The sequence below is a fragment of the Nitrincola iocasae genome, assembly GCF_008727795.1.
In the GTDB taxonomy this organism is placed as follows: domain Bacteria; phylum Pseudomonadota; class Gammaproteobacteria; order Pseudomonadales; family Balneatricaceae; genus Nitrincola; species Nitrincola iocasae.
In genome coordinates, this window is sequence record NZ_CP044222.1 from 3,507,250 (window position 1) to 3,519,996 (window position 12,747).

13 protein-coding genes are annotated in these 12,747 nt (G+C 47.0%); 6 read left to right on the forward strand and 7 right to left on the reverse strand.

Going from position 1 to position 12,747, the window contains the following annotated elements:
• Positions 1-39: 39 nt before the first annotated feature.
• Together F5I99_RS16205 and F5I99_RS16210 are read right to left on the reverse strand one after the other, a co-directional pair.
• Positions 40-1,365: a sensor histidine kinase gene (locus tag F5I99_RS16205; protein ID WP_151057797.1), complete on the reverse strand. Its 1,326-nt coding sequence runs from the start codon at positions 1,363-1,365 to the stop codon at positions 40-42.
• The gene (locus tag F5I99_RS16210; protein ID WP_151057799.1) at positions 1,362-2,021 is read right to left on the reverse strand and encodes a response regulator; all 660 of its coding nucleotides are present in this window, start codon (positions 2,019-2,021) and stop codon (positions 1,362-1,364) included. The genes F5I99_RS16205 and F5I99_RS16210 overlap by 4 nt, the downstream gene beginning before the upstream one ends.
• A 160-nt stretch (positions 2,022-2,181) precedes the next feature.
• On the opposite strand from F5I99_RS16210, the gene F5I99_RS16215 reads away from it, so the two are divergent.
• The 3 genes from F5I99_RS16215 to F5I99_RS16225 all read left to right on the forward strand — a co-directional run bounded on the left by F5I99_RS16215 (position 2,182) and on the right by F5I99_RS16225 (position 4,582).
• The gene (locus F5I99_RS16215; RefSeq protein ID WP_151057801.1) at positions 2,182-2,502 is read left to right on the forward strand and encodes a PepSY domain-containing protein; all 321 of its coding nucleotides are present in this window, start codon (positions 2,182-2,184) and stop codon (positions 2,500-2,502) included.
• A gap of 94 nt (positions 2,503-2,596) precedes the next feature.
• A complete protein-coding gene (locus F5I99_RS16220; protein WP_151057803.1) occupies positions 2,597-3,883 on the forward strand; it encodes a ferredoxin reductase family protein in 1,287 nt (428 codons plus the stop codon).
• A 9-nt stretch (positions 3,884-3,892) separates the two neighbouring features.
• Positions 3,893-4,582 carry a VIT1/CCC1 transporter family protein gene (locus F5I99_RS16225; RefSeq protein WP_151057805.1) on the forward strand — a complete coding sequence of 230 codons (690 nt, stop codon included), beginning with the start codon at positions 3,893-3,895 and terminating at the stop codon, positions 4,580-4,582.
• Between the two features lie 72 nt (positions 4,583-4,654).
• Here the strand turns inward: F5I99_RS16225 and F5I99_RS16230 are convergent, their stop codons facing one another.
• The 5 genes from F5I99_RS16230 to F5I99_RS16250 all read right to left on the reverse strand — a co-directional run bounded on the left by F5I99_RS16230 (position 4,655) and on the right by F5I99_RS16250 (position 9,551).
• Positions 4,655-6,289, reverse strand: coding sequence for a phosphoethanolamine transferase (locus tag F5I99_RS16230; RefSeq protein ID WP_151057807.1), 1,635 nt, complete (start codon positions 6,287-6,289; stop codon positions 4,655-4,657).
• A gap of 89 nt (positions 6,290-6,378) precedes the next feature.
• A complete protein-coding gene (locus tag F5I99_RS16235) occupies positions 6,379-7,641 on the reverse strand; it encodes a histidine kinase dimerization/phospho-acceptor domain-containing protein (RefSeq protein ID WP_233282108.1) in 1,263 nt (420 codons plus the stop codon).
• A 103-nt stretch (positions 7,642-7,744) separates the two neighbouring features.
• Complete coding sequence (locus tag F5I99_RS16240) at positions 7,745-8,416, reverse strand: response regulator (protein ID WP_151057813.1); 672 nt, start codon at positions 8,414-8,416, stop codon at positions 7,745-7,747.
• On the reverse strand, positions 8,416-9,141 hold the full coding sequence (locus F5I99_RS16245; protein ID WP_151057815.1) for a phosphatase PAP2 family protein: 726 nt from the start codon (positions 9,139-9,141) through the stop codon (positions 8,416-8,418). Before F5I99_RS16245 ends, F5I99_RS16240 begins: the two co-directional genes overlap by 1 nt.
• A complete protein-coding gene (locus tag F5I99_RS16250) occupies positions 9,120-9,551 on the reverse strand; it encodes a diacylglycerol kinase (RefSeq protein WP_325062996.1) in 432 nt (143 codons plus the stop codon). Before F5I99_RS16250 ends, F5I99_RS16245 begins: the two co-directional genes overlap by 22 nt.
• A 62-nt stretch (positions 9,552-9,613) precedes the next feature.
• Between F5I99_RS16250 and pyrC the strand changes: the two genes are divergently transcribed.
• The 3 genes from pyrC (at position 9,614) to dctP (ending at position 12,747) form a co-directional block, all read left to right on the forward strand.
• On the forward strand, positions 9,614-10,651 hold the full coding sequence (gene pyrC / locus F5I99_RS16255) for a dihydroorotase (RefSeq protein ID WP_151057816.1): 1,038 nt from the start codon (positions 9,614-9,616) through the stop codon (positions 10,649-10,651).
• A 25-nt stretch (positions 10,652-10,676) separates the two neighbouring features.
• Positions 10,677-11,618: a LysR family transcriptional regulator gene (locus F5I99_RS16260; RefSeq protein WP_151057818.1), complete on the forward strand. Its 942-nt coding sequence runs from the start codon at positions 10,677-10,679 to the stop codon at positions 11,616-11,618.
• A gap of 97 nt (positions 11,619-11,715) precedes the next feature.
• Positions 11,716-12,747: a TRAP transporter substrate-binding protein DctP gene (gene dctP / locus F5I99_RS16265; protein ID WP_225307444.1), complete on the forward strand. Its 1,032-nt coding sequence runs from the start codon at positions 11,716-11,718 to the stop codon at positions 12,745-12,747.

A 12,747-nucleotide genomic window follows, 5' to 3' on the forward strand; every position in this document is an offset into this window, starting at 1 on the left:
CCTGCCCTGCTCGATGGTGAGGTGCCACAGCAGTCTAAATTATGACTGAATAGGCAGCTGAACGACTGCTTCAAAGCCCTTGTCAGAATCACTCGCTGGCGACAATAGCTGTATTTGTCCGCCCATCCCTTTTACCAAGGCATCTACTATGGCTAGCCCTAAGCCTGAACCGGGCGTAGTCACACTGGCACGAAAAAAACGCTCATGCAGACGCTTCAACTGCTCTGCATTTAAGGGCTCACAGGCATTCACAACCCGTAGTTCACCCTTCACGCTCAACTGCACAGTGATCCTGCTATTCGCTTCCCCATGTTTTATGGCATTTTCAATCAGATTTTTGACCAAAATTGAGAAGGCATCGGCATCGATACACGCTTTTACCGCTTGCTGAGGAAGCTGCAGTTGCAGGTCTTGCACCCCTGACCGTTGATACTCGTCGGCAATCAGAGACAACAGTAAGCTTAAATCCTGAGGGGTATCGGTCAACAGCCCGCTGCTGTCGGCTTTGGCAAGTTGTAACAGTTTGTCTGACAGGTTTACCAGATGATTGAGTGTCGTGACTAACTGACCCGCTTTTAACCGCGAAGCTTCATCGTTCAGTGTTTTTTCCAGGCGTTGAGTCTGGGCCATCATTGTCGCCAGCGGCGTGCGCAATTCATGTGCTGCATTGGCGGTAAAATGACGCTCAGCCTCCAGAGCGCTTTGTAAGCGCCGCATCAACTGATTAACGGCTTGTCTCATGGGCTCCAGCTCATGGGGCAAATTGCCATGCGCAACCGGGGTCAGGTCGCCGGCGCCTCGCTGGGCTAATTGCGTACCATATTGCCTGACAGGCCTGATCACCTGCCGTACCAGAAAAACGGCCATCAGCAGACACAGAGGTAATAACAATAACAAGGGCATAGCCATAATCAGTAAGGTGTTCAGCACAGCATCACGACGCTTGGCAAGTGGCTCAGCCACTTGTATGAAGTAGGTACTTTGTATAGCTGACACAGTATAAATTCGATAGCCGTCCTGACTGTCAAAACCATTCCTCAGCGGGGTAGTGAAAGACTTTTGCCGGGCCGTATGCGACTGCAATAACACTTCACCGTCTGCATCGCGCACTTGATAGGTCAGGCGCTCTTCATGAGCGCTCAGTGCCGGTAACTGCTGCAGCAATTTTGCCTCTTCCCGGTTAAAAATTTCCACCAATGCCAGGGGCAAAATGCGCTCGGCGGTTTCCTGCAAGGCACTATCGAAGGTTTTATTCAGTTCTCTCTTTAATTGGACACCGGCCAGGAATAGCCCTAACAACCATAAGCAGGTCACCAGTAGCAGCAGACGTAAAATAAGTTGCTTTTGCAGGCTGATCGATTTCATCCCCTGGGCATCCTGTAGCCCATGCCACGCACGGTTTCGATGTGCCCTTTACCTAATTTTTTGCGTAAACGGCTGATATACACCTCAATGGTATTACTTTCAATTTCAGCACCAAAGGCATACAGGGCATCTTCCAGGCGTGAGCGGGTTAAGAGTTGTCCGGGGTGCTGCAAAAAGGTTTCGAAGATGGCCCATTCCCGCGAGGTTAACTCAACAGACCGTTCTGAATGATAAACAGTTTTATCTGCCAAATTGACCTGCAAGTCGCCCAACACGATATTCGGATTGGGGTTACCGCTATAACGCCGTGCTACTGCTGCCACGCGCGCCATCATTTCATCAAGATTAAAGGGTTTTACCAAGTAATCATCGGCACCAGCATTGAGTCCGTTGATACGGTCAGCTATCTGATCCTTGGCTGTCATAATGATTACTGGCAGGAAGCTGCTCGTTTTTCTTAATTGCTGCAGAAAACTCAGCCCGGAACCGTCAGGTAACATCAAGTCCAGTAGTAACAGATCATAGTCCGTGCTGCGCAAACAACTTGCAGCCGCCTCTATACACATCACCCAGTCAACGGCATAGCCCTCATCCTGTAGTTGATCACGGATCGCTTCGCCAAGACCTTGTGTGTCTTCTACCAGAAGTATTCGCATAATATCTTCCCAAAAAAACCATCTTAACCCGCTTTTCTGACAAGCACCTGAATCGTTATTATTTTTTTACCCTATATAAGCTTAGCTATTCAGGCCTTTGTCAGGAAAGTGAAGTAAAGTTACCTGACGCTAAGAAGCAACGCAAAATTGGAGAGTCACCATGAAAAAAGTATTACGTCCCTTGCTTATCGCCACTTTACTTACAAGTGGAGCAGCATTCGCCAGTGATGATTGCTATGACCCAGTTGATACCTGGCAACCAGAAGAAAACCTGCAACAGAATTTAGAGAGTAACGGCTGGCAAGTTGATCGTATCAAGATCGATGATGGCTGCTATGAGGTTAAGGGTGTTGACACGCTAGGCAACCGATTCGAAGCAATATACTCACCCGCATCCCTGGAAATACGGGAACTGGAGATAAAATTCAACGAACAGGGTTCAGCCGAAGATTACCTGGATAGAAGTGCAGTCACTCGTTAAAGAAACTCTCCCTTATTAACCAAAATATACACTCTTTAAGGTTCACGTCAGAAAGGCCGTGCAGAATGGATTTTAAACCTAAAGGAGTGTATTTATGTCAAATCTACGTTTGCCCCTGAGCCTGTTAACACTACTGATTTTACAGTTAAGTGTCTGGCAATGGGGGCTCAGCTATGAGCATTTACTCACACTAAGCGGCTTCCTTGCCATCAATTTCATGTCCTTCACCATGCTACTGGCAATGCGCCCAAGATGGCTGGAGTCACCTTTGGGCGGCCTGGATAAGATGTATCACCTGCATAAATGGACTGGTATTCTCGGTACCATTTTTGCGATAGGGCACTGGCTAATCGAAATGGCAGATGATCCCATCCAGCATTTATTTGGGAGGGAGCGGGGCTTAAAAGAAGCCCACTTTTCAGGCTTTCTTGACAGTCTACAGGAGATGGCCGAAGATCTGGGAGAGCCTGGGCTTTATCTGTTGCTGGCGTTAGTTACCATTACCCTGATTCGCTGGGTACCCTACCGCTTCTGGCGTTACCTGCATCGAATCATGCCATTGATTTACCTGGCACTGGCCGCCCATGCACTGTTGCTGGCTCCACTGCACTGGTGGCAACAGCCTACGGGGTGGCTGATGGCTGTATTCATACTCGGGGGTATAGTGGCGGCCTTGCAATCACTGACAGGGCAGATCGGCAAGAGCCGCCGCTGGCAGGGTCTGGTTCGCGCCGTTCAGCAAGTATCCCACAACACTACTGAAGTGGTCTGTGAGATGGGAAAAAACTGGCCAGGTCACCGAGCAGGACAATTCGCACTCGTGACGTTCGACCGGACTGAAGGTGCACACCCTTTCACCCTGGCCTCTACAGATCAGAACAATGGTCTACTCAGCTTTCAAATCAAGGCATTAGGTGATTATACCCGCACGCTGCCGCACCGGCTGCACAGTGGTAGCAAGGTTACCGTTGAAGGCCCATATGGCTGTTTTAATCCGGAGAAAGGCAGAGCCAAAGCGCAGCAAATCTGGATAGCAGGCGGCATTGGCATTACCCCATTCCTGGCGGCATTGGAAAGTCGACTGGTCTATACTGACAAAACCTACCCGGCCGTGACCTTACATTATGCTATTCATCTCGCAACCGATGACCCCAATGTGGCGCGCTTGCAAACCTTAGTGGAACAGCTGCCAGAAATAACCTTACAGTTTCACCAAAGCCAACAGGGCCAACGACTGACGGCAGATCAATTACAGCTCCATCACGCTAAGGTCGATATCTGGTTCTGTGGTCCTCAAGGATTGGCAACAGCTCTACGTGAAGGTCTGAAAGACATGTCTATTTCATTACGTTTTCATCAGGAACGCTTCGAATTCAGGTAAGGAAATTATATGAGCCATATTGAAATGCATAGATCACATCGTGTTGGCTGGTTGCGCGCTGCTGTACTTGGAGCAAACGATGGCATTGTTTCTACTGCTAGTCTTATTATTGGTGTTGCCGCAGCCAGCACTACCCATAACAGTATTATCCTGGCTGGTGTTGCTGGATTAGTCGCAGGTGCTATGTCTATGGCGGCTGGTGAGTACGTATCTGTAAGTTCTCAAGCTGATACTGAAAGTGCTGACCTTGCAATTGAAAAAAAATCATTGGAAGAAGATATTGAATTCGAAAAAAAGGAGCTTGCCGAGATATATGAGGCAAGAGGCGTTGAACCGTTGTTAGCACGCCAAGTTGCTGAGCAGCTTATGGAACACGATGCCCTTGGAGCACATGCCAGAGATGAAATAGGCATCTCGGAGACGGGGAATGCACGGCCAATTCAGGCGGCGTTATCTTCGGCAGGTACTTTTACTATTGGGGCGGCACTGCCATTAGTGGTGGCATGGGCGGTACCTCTCCATCTGCTGATTATTCTTGTTGCATTATTTTCTTTGATATTGCTCGCTCTTCTTGGCGCCCTTGCAGCACGGGCAGGCGGTGCATCGATGATGATCGGCGCTATCAGGGTTGCATTTTGGGGAAGCCTTGCCATGGCAATAACTGCAGGAGTGGGTAGCGTTTTTGGAGTGGTTGCATAACCTCTAAAAACCACACCGACTCGCTGAATAAACCAGAAAGTCGGTGTCTCTTAAATAAAATTTACGCTTTTATTAACTACATAGCCCTATCAGATCAAGTGGTGCTTGCTTAGCCTCAGTCTGGACAGAAAACAATGAGAGCATAGAAGCAAATATATTGTCATGGCTAACATGTTCAGAACGACTTAAGCAGCCAACATCAAACTCAGCCCGTTGCTTGAAGCCATCAGACAACCATAACAACATGGGCACTCTTGTTTGTGCCTCAGGTGCCATCCAATAAGGCAGACCGTGTAAATAAACACCGTTTTCACCCAGCGATTCACCATGATCCGATAAATACAGCAACGCCGTATCATATTGCTCATTCAAATCCATCAACATTTCTATGGTATCGTCTAACAGACTGTCTGTCGCGACAATAGCATTATCATAAGCATTAATAATATGCTCTTGTTCACACTCTCCCAGTAAATTAGTCTGACATTCAGGCATAAAAACTTTCTGCTCAGGCAGACTACGTTTGTAGTATTCCGGACCGTGATTTCCTAATTGATGCAATACCACTAAAACATTTTGTTGTGGCGTGCTATGCGTAGTAATTGTCTGTGGCAGTGCGTGTAACATGGCAATATCAGGGCACTCTCCAGCTTTACAACTAAAATCACTATTTTCAGCAAACAGAGGGTCCTGCTCAACGCGATTACACATGCCTTTACAGCCAGAGTTATTGTCACGCCAGATGACTTTAATACCCGCCCGCTGCAATACATCCAGCAGATTATCAGAGTTTTTAGCTTTATTATCATCAAACTCTGATCGTTGCAGGTAACTGAACAAGCAAGGTACGGACACCGCCGTGGTTGTGCCACAAGCCTCAACTGCACCAAAATTAATGAGATCCCTGGAACTAAGCTTAGGCGTTGTATTACGTGAGTAACCATTAATACCTAAATGATCGGCACGAACTGTCTCACCCAGCACCATTATGACCAATTTCGGTTTAACAGAACTACTTTGAATTAACTTTGCATCAGTTGCATAAACCTGGAATGGCTCAGAATCAGCTGATTCTGTATGCATTATACTGGTCGTAGCTGATATAACACTCAGCGGCAGTGCCTGATGCTTCAAGTAGCGATGCTCACGAAATACCCCAGCATAGCTTTGATACTGGCTAAATAAAAGCAGAGACAACATAACCAGACTACCGGCAAGCGTTACAACATATCCCTTCAAAAATAGCTTAAAACTCAGAGGCTTTATTTTCAAGAAAACAATAATAATCATCGGAAAAATCAAGTATAATAAAAAATATTTAATCATCCCAACATTAAGCAAACCCGTCGCTTCTCGGACATCCGTTTCGATCACATTAACGAGCATGGTTTTATCTAGAACGACACCATACTGAAGCATAAAATACTGACCAACAGCGCCTATTGCAATCAAAAAAACAAGCCATATTTTTTGAAGATATCTAACACTAAACAATTGACAAATAAACAAATTTATAAGAAACAACATAAACAGTATTGCAAAAAACAAACCTGTACTATCAAGAGAAGTAACACTGGACATCGCGGGCTTATTATAAAAAACAGTAAGAATAAAAGCACAAGCAACCGTCAACTGCCAAGGGGCAAGTGGGGTTGAAAACAGCTTATTCAGCCTAAGTAAATAAGATTTATAACCAGAAAAAACCATCACCAAACCCCTTACAATAATAACTAAGGGGTTAGTATGATTTCATTACATTAAGACAGACTTAAGTTATCAATCACTATCATCATATTTTATTGAGGCAAGATAATGTTGACCGACAAAATTTGGTTATCTAGCTGATAAAAAACACTCCCACCATGCAATTTAGCAACATGTTCAACAATAGATAAACCCAGGCCACATCCTTCGATGTGCTGATGCACCTGATGACGAAAGAAACGGTCTCCCATTCTGTCAGTGTCAGGTAAAGACTGCGCTTTATTGGAAATAGATATATGTAAAACACTATCATCTTCCAATTGCGCTTTAACGACAGCCTCACTTTCGGGCACTGCATATTTGGCTGCATTTTCAAGCAAATTTCTTAACGCCAATCCTAGTAAAAACTCATCACCTTTAATATTGATATTCTCTGGAATATCCAGCTTCCATTTAATCCTATCCAACATAATAAAGGGCAACAACGACAAGCTATTCTGAATTAATTCAGTCAGATTTATAGTTGAGTAGGAAGTTTCAGCAAGAGACTCTATTCGATTCAACTGCAGTAACTGATTGACTAAATGCGTCATTTTCCTGCTACCGTCCAGTATTGAGTCTACAGCGATAGCGGTTTCTTCCGGTTTCGTTGCCTCCTGCAAATTTTCTGCATGCAACTGTAATACACTGATAGGAGTCCTTAGCTCATGTGCTGCATCAGAAACAAAACGCTTTTCCTGTGTCACATAGTGCGACACACGGTTAATCAGTTGGTTAATTGCAAGTTTAATGGGTTGCAATTCTGTAGGCAGTGGCAGGGTAATTTCAGAAAGCTGCTCCGGAGACTTAGTGGAAATTGTTTGTTCCAGTAAACGCAGAGGGCGAAGTGTCAGACCGATGATTAAATAGATAAACACGCTCAGCGGAATCATCACGACCAGAATCGGCCTGATCTGAGCAAGAGCAAGGTAAGCGCTCATCTCTTCACGAATATCTTCACGCTGAGCCGTCATCACCCAAGTCTCGCCATCACTCAATAAGGTAACATAGGCTATCCACAGCGTGTGCTGATAAACGATCTCATGAAATCCGTCTAGTTTTACCAATTCAGGGAAGTTAACGCTGTTTTCAGACTGCAGCAATAAAGCGTTATTTCGCCATACTTGAAATGCCAACTTTTGCTCATATTTGTGACCTGAAAAGCTTCTCTCCTGAGCGGAGGACAAAGTTTCCCCATTAGCCGGTAGCTCAAGCGTAGCGATAACTATTGGATAGTGTGTTTGTGCTGCAGGATCGGCGCTCTCCACCAGAGCGCCGATCAAACGCGCATTTCGTACCAACTGTGCATCATACATTTCATCCAGCTCATGCAGTGCATCCTGATAGGACACATATGCTGTAAAGCTGAGGCTAGCTAATACGATGCTATTGAGGGCTATCAACAGCCAAAATCGAATGCTATTTGTCTGCATAGCGACTGTTAAGCTTATAGCCTACACCTCGAACTGTTTTAATGATCGTCGGCGTAAGTTTTTTGCGCAGGCTGTGAATGTGCACTTCGATCGCATTGCTTTCAGTTTCACCACCCCAGCCATGGCTAAGCTCATCGAGTTGCTGACGGGAAAGAATACGGTCAGCATTTAACATAAAGGCTTTCAGCAACATGAATTCCCGCCTCGTCAGCTCAATGGTCCTGGACTGAAAATGACAGAACATTCTGTTGAGATCAATCTCTATGTCAGCCACCTGCAGAAGGTCATCACGACGGTTAGTGCTGCGCCTGCATAAAACTCTGATACGCGCTTCCAGCTCAAGTATATCGACTGGCTTAACCAGAAAATCATCAGCGCCGCTGTTTAGAGCGTCCAGCTTTATAGCCAGCTCATCTTGAGCTGTCAGAACCAGGATAGGAACCAGCCCACCCTCTTTGCGTATTGACCTGATAAGGCGGGTTGCAAAACCATCTGGCAAGCCTAAATCCAGTATCATCAAATCAAAATGGCTGGTTTTCAGGGCTGATTTGGCCTGACTGCCATTAATACAGTGTTCCGGCTGGTATCCCATTTTTTTGAGCCTAAACGCCATACCTTTAGCTAAGGAGATGTCGTCCTCTACCAGCAAGATCCGCATTATCTTTTTACCTTAACTATTGGCTGATCAAACTCTTTATATAATAACATAAAACATAACTTTGCAATCAACAGAGACAAAACCAACGTTGTAATATCATGCGATAAAAAATGTGCACCTCTGATCTGCTGTACAAACCCTAGCAGCCCCCCAAAGAAAATACCAAAACCTAACCCCAAAAATCGCCATTTCGGCACTAAGCATGCTAAAAAATAATACAGCGCAACCCATGCATATCCAGCACTTGCATGACCTGCCGGAAAACAGCGATGATAGGGCAGAAATGACGGACGAGGTTCCAACAGATGATAATATGGTTCAGAGCCGCCAAAAAGACTCAAGTTCCACGGACAAGCTACATTAGTTATTGACTTAAAATAGGCAACAATTACTAATGAAAAAATAACCGAAATACTCAGAGCGAATAAAGCTTTAGCTAATACACGATGCGATTTAGCATAAAAGGAAAAATACAAAGTAATTAAAATTAAACCTAAAACACAAAACGTAACCAGTTTTCTTGCACCTGTGTGCAACACCTCTTCCATCAACCAATGTTCACGTAACAACCATTGTTGTCCTTGAAGAAAGTATAGTTTAGATGCAAAATAAACATCGCCGCCTCCCACGTCAAGAATTAGCCATGCAACGGAATAACACAACAATATAATAAGCACCGTTTTATCTATAAAAAACCGCTTAACTACCATAACACCACTGCCCATATTATCAATGCATTAAACAAACTAATGAACACCGCTGCTGAGGCAACATCCTTAGCTCTGCCACTCAGTTCATGATAGTCCGCTCCTATACGATCGACGACAACTTCTATAGCCGTATTAAGCAACTCAACGATTAGTATGATTAATAGTGAAAAAACAAGGAGCGCCCGTTCAACAGAACTTAATTCAAAATAAAATACCAAAGGCAGCAGGATAGCTAATAAAAACAATTCCTGCCTAAATGCAGACTCAGATTTAAAACTAATACAAAGTCCCTTTAACGAGTACTTTCCGGCAAAAAACAAGCGGCGAAGCCCCTTTTCATTGGATTTCATACACCCACCAAAATTAAGCATTGAGGCATAAGCATAGGCGTTCATTCTTAAGCGAGTCTTAATATTATTTGCCATATCTGCAGCCTTGCATGTCTGTGATAAACTGCAACAACTCAATTTACGGAACGCACAAGACCATGACTGACCGCTTGACGATTACCCGCCCTGATGACTGGCACCTACACCTGCGTGATGGTGAGGTGCTGCAGCATGTTGTTCCCGCCACCGCTGCTCAGATGGGGCGAGCTGTGGTGATGCCAAATCTGAATCCACCGGTCATCGATGTGCAACAGGCGCTAGCTTACCGTGAGCGCCTTCTGGCGCATGTACCGCCGGGCAGTCAGTTCGACCCTTTAATGACTCTGTATCTGACCGACAATACCAGCGCCGAGATGATTGCGGCAGCAGCTGCCAGCAAGCATGTCAAAGCGGTGAAGCTCTATCCTGCCGGCGCCACTACTAATTCTGATTCCGGGCTCACTGATCTCGGCAAACTGGACGACATCTGTGCGGCACTGACTGAAGCTGATATGCCGCTGCTGGTACATGGTGAAGTAACCCACAACCAAGTAGATATTTTTGACCGTGAAAAACAATTTCTGGATGAAATTCTAACGCCTCTGGCTGCTCGCCATCCGAAGATGAAACTGGTGGTGGAACACATCACCACCCGGGATGCTGTTGAGTTTGTTCAAGCGCATCATGACCAGGTCGGTGCGACCATCACCGTGCAACACTTGGCATATAACCGTAACCACATGCTGGTAGGCGGCATTCGTCCTCACCTGTTCTGCTTACCGATTCTGAAACGTAATGTGCATCAGCAAGCCCTGCAGGACGCTGTAGTCAGCGGCAGCTACAAGTTTTTTCTAGGGACTGACTCCGCTCCTCATGCCAAGGGGGCCAAGGAAAGCGCCTGTGGTTGCGCCGGTTGTTATAGCGCCTACGCCGCTATTGAACTCTATGCCGAAATATTTGAAGATCTGGGTGTGCTGAACAAACTCGAAGCCTTTGCCAGTTTCAACGGGGCTGACTTCTATGGTTTGCCGCGCAACACTGATCAGATCACGCTGATTAAAGAAGCCTGGCAGGTGCCTGCAGAAATGCCCTTTGGCAAGGATATTATTATACCGCTTCGTGCCGGGGAAACCTTGCGCTGGAAGCTGGCAAACTGATGCCAAGCCCTCTCTGGAGTAGTCGATGCTGAATCAGCGTGCACTGGCTTGCCTCAATGAAGTAGTCAAACGGGGATCGATTCGCCGTGCCGCTGTTCACTTGCATATTGATGCGTCAGCACTCAGTCGCCATATCAAAAGCCTGGAAGAAACGCTTGGTGTAGTCCTGTGCGAACGCCAAGGCAATGGTATGCGCCCTACTGAAGCCGGGCGCCTGCTGGTACGCCACTATCACACCCAGCGTAGCGCTGAAGAGGTGGTGTTGTCGCAGATCATGGCAATTCAGGGACTGGCCCGCGGTGAGGTGCGTATCGCCGTGGGTGAAGGCTTCCTCAGCGACTTGATTGCGGCCCCACTGCAATCCTTTATGTCAGCATTCGAAGGCATAGAGATTGAAGTGCGCATGGCGGGAGTCAATGAAGCCATTGCGCTGGTCAAGGAGATGGAGGTGAATATTGCTCTGCTGTATGCCCCTCCAGTCGACCCCTTATTGGCCTGCCATGTAGAAACCTGCCAACCGCTGGACCTGATCGTGCCACCACAGCATCCGCTGCTATTACTAGAACGGCCGATACGATTGAGTGATCTGCAAGGCTTGCCATTAGGACTGATGGACAACCCCTTCGGTATGCGTCAAATGGTCAATATGGTTGCCCAACAAGAGCGCGTTCACCTGCATGCGCGTTTGCACACTAATTCGGTTACGGTACTGAAAAACTTTGTCCGCTCGGGCATCGGCGTCACCTTCATGCCGGAACTGACAGTGGCCGCAGAACTGCAGCGCGGGGAGATACACGCCCTACCCATGGAACATAGCATTCTGAATGGCGCTCGCGCACAAATCGTCAGCCTGGCTGGGCATGAATTGACCCTTTCTGCGAAAGCCTGTGTCGCACATCTGCGCCAGGGGATGCACTTTTTTCGTGCAGATGCGCCCCGTTTAAGCGGTTACCAGGTGTTGATATAATAACAACACCTGGCCTATTGCATAGTCAACACATCAACTCCTAAGATCAAATTAACCGGTCCACCGGCTATCCTGAATAACAACAATGGAGATAATTATGTTGAGACATAAACGTTTTTCCCTGAAATCCCTGGCTGTCAGCTGTATTCTGTGTGTTGCCGCACTGACCGGCAATACCCAAGCGGCTACCAGCGTCAACCTGAGTTACAACGGCGCTCCTGATCCGGAGAAGAATGCCGTACACGCCTTTGCCACCCAGCTAAAAACACTGGTGGAAGAAAAAACCCAGGGGCAGCTTGAGCTGGTACTCTACCCCAACAGCATGCTGGGTACCGAAGAGGAACGCATGGAACAGACTATGAATACACCGAGTCTGAACATCGCCTCTTTTGCCGGTGTATCGCCGTTGGTAGACGAGGTCTTCATCAGTGCCACCCCCTTCCTGTTTGATAATTTTGAATCCGCACGCGCTTTCTTTGATGAAGGCCAATACTGGCAAGAAGTCTCAAGCAAACTGCAGGAACGTGCTGGTGTAGAGATGCTGGCAGTGGTTGAAGAAGGGGGTTTCCTGGCCTTCACCAACAACAAACGTGCTATCTACTCACCCGCTGATTTTGAGGGGCTGCGTTTCCGTGCGATGGACCCCAGCCAGGTAGCACTGTATGAGGCCTTTGGTGCTTCAGGCACGCCGATCCCTTGGACAGAAGTTTATATGTCACTGCGCACTGGGGTCGCCGATGGTCAGATGAATCCACCTATGTACATCATTCTGGGCAGCCTGTATGAGGTGCAGCAGTACCTGACCCTGGCAAACATCAACTACTCCATGCAGTTCCTGGTAGGCAATAGCGCCTTGATGGAAAGCCTGGATGAATCTACCCGCACTGCCTTTATGGAAGCCGTTGTCGAAGCAACTGCCGCCGCACGCATCCACAATGAGGCACAGGTAGAATCACGCATTGCTTATCTGGAAGAGCAAGGGATGGAAGTTATTCACCCCAGCCGTGAAGATCTAGATGCTTTCCGTGATATGGGTCAGCCCGCTTTCCTGAGCTGGTTGAAAGAGCGTGGTATCGATCAGCAGTTGATCGACATGGCACTGGAAGACGCCAAAACACTCGCCCACTGA